At 43.1% G+C, this 1,670-nt stretch carries 2 protein-coding genes and 1 tRNA gene; all 3 read right to left on the bottom strand.

Translation table 11 applies throughout. The annotated features are described in order from the left end of the window. Position 1 precedes the first annotated feature (1 nt). A tRNA-Leu gene (locus PLK24_RS08535) sits at positions 2 to 85 on the bottom strand. 17 nt (positions 86 to 102) lie between these two features. Then, entirely contained in the window at positions 103 to 1,122 is a 1,020-nt protein-coding gene (locus PLK24_RS08530; protein ID WP_324478173.1) for an aspartate-semialdehyde dehydrogenase, read from the bottom strand. Continuing rightward, positions 1,109 to 1,670: ACT domain-containing protein (locus tag PLK24_RS08525; RefSeq protein WP_324478172.1), on the bottom strand; the 562-nt coding region annotated here is incomplete at its 5' end. The genes PLK24_RS08525 and PLK24_RS08530, both read right to left, overlap by 14 nt.

Here is a 1,670-nt window from a genome sequence, read left to right as displayed (position 1 = left end):
CTGGTGCGAGAGAGGGGAGTTGAACCCCTACGGATTTCTCCACTGGATCCTAAGTCCAGCGCGTCTGCCATTCCGCCACTCTCGCACTTTTTTCCTGAATTATTATACTAATTTTTTTTCAATCAGCAATTCGGCAATTTGTATAGAGTTAAGAGCTGCACCTTTACGGATTTGATCGCCAACTACCCAGAAATTCAATCCGTTGGGGCAAGAAATGTCTTCACGAATTCGCCCAACATAACAGTTATCTTTTCCAGAAACTAACCAGGGCATGGGATAAACTCGATTGGCCGGATCGTCCTGAACGGTCACCCCTGGAAAAGCAGAAAGAAGTTCGATAGCCTTATCTCGAGTGATCTTCTTTTCAGTTTCAATATTCATCGATACCGAATGAGCACGGAGCACTGGAACCCGGACGCAGGTTGCCGTCAGTTGTATATCAGGCTCACCCATGATTTTTTGAGTTTCCCAAACCATTTTCATTTCCTCTTTGCTATAAAAATTATCCAGAAATACGTCGATCTGAGGAATAAGATTAAAAGCAATTTGGTAGGGAAAAACTCCGGCTACCATCTCTCGACCAAAAGCATACTCTTTCACTTGGTCTTCTAATTCCTGCATTGCCTTGGCACCAGCACCGGAAGCAGCTTGATAGCTTGACGCCACGACTCTTTTGATCCTTCCATAATCATGAAGCGGTTTCAAAGGAACAACTGTGACAATTGTCGTACAATTTGGGTTGGCAATAATATTTTTCTTATTATAATCAATAACGGCATCGGGATTGACTTCTGGAACAATCAATGGAATATTGGGGTCCTGACGAAATGCCGATGAATTATCAATAACAATGCACCCCTCTTGGCCAGCGAGAGGAGCAAACTCCTTACTTATCGATGCTCCGGCACTAAACAATGCGATGTCTATTCCTTGAAAGCTTTCCGCCGACAGAACTTCGACTGGGATCTTTTCACCACAAAAAGTAACGATCTTTCCAGCCGATCGCTGTGATGCCAGCGGTTTTAATCGTTTAACCGGAAAATTTCTTTCTTCAAGAATTCTTAACATTTCCTGACCAACTGCTCCGGTTACTCCGACTACCGCGACATTATAACTCTTCATGGATAGAGACCTCCTCATCTTCGATAAATTCTTTATGAAGCGCCTGTACGGCCTCATTGATACTCGAATTGGGAATTAAACATGATATTCTCAAATTCGAGGTACTGATCATATCAATATTAATCTCCTGCTCAGAAAGAACGTGGAACATTCGATAGGCAATATTGGGATCGCTGGCAATACCCGCTCCAACGATGGAAATCTTCGCTACCGCTTCATCCAGTTTGACTCCTTTGAATTGAATCTTTCGGTTTAAATTGTCCACCACTTTTTTTAAGCGATTTACATCTTCTCGGGATATGACAAAGGCTACGTCTTTTTTATCCTCTCGACCTTCGCTTTGAATAATCATATCAACCGAAACTGAACAATCAGCCAACTCTTTAAAAATAAGGGCTGCGATACCCGGTCGATCGGGAACTTCGAGAAAAACCACCTTGATAACATTTCCATTATGGGTAATCGCCCTCACTTTAACATCTTCCATCGATCGCATCTTTTCCACCCACGTCCCTTCTTCCTGAGAAAAAGTACTCCGCACCTGGACT

Source organism: Atribacter sp., from assembly GCF_035418125.1.
GTDB classification, from domain to species: domain Bacteria; phylum Atribacterota; class Atribacteria; order Atribacterales; family Atribacteraceae; genus Atribacter; species Atribacter allofermentans.
This window is presented reverse-complemented; position numbering and strand designations above follow the sequence as displayed.

What these genes read in the sequence shown, in the direction of transcription:
- PLK24_RS08530 (WP_324478173.1), bottom strand. Translation starts at nt 1,122, where the DNA reads ATGAAGAGTTATAATGTCGCGGTAGTCGGAGTAACCGGAGCAGTTGGT.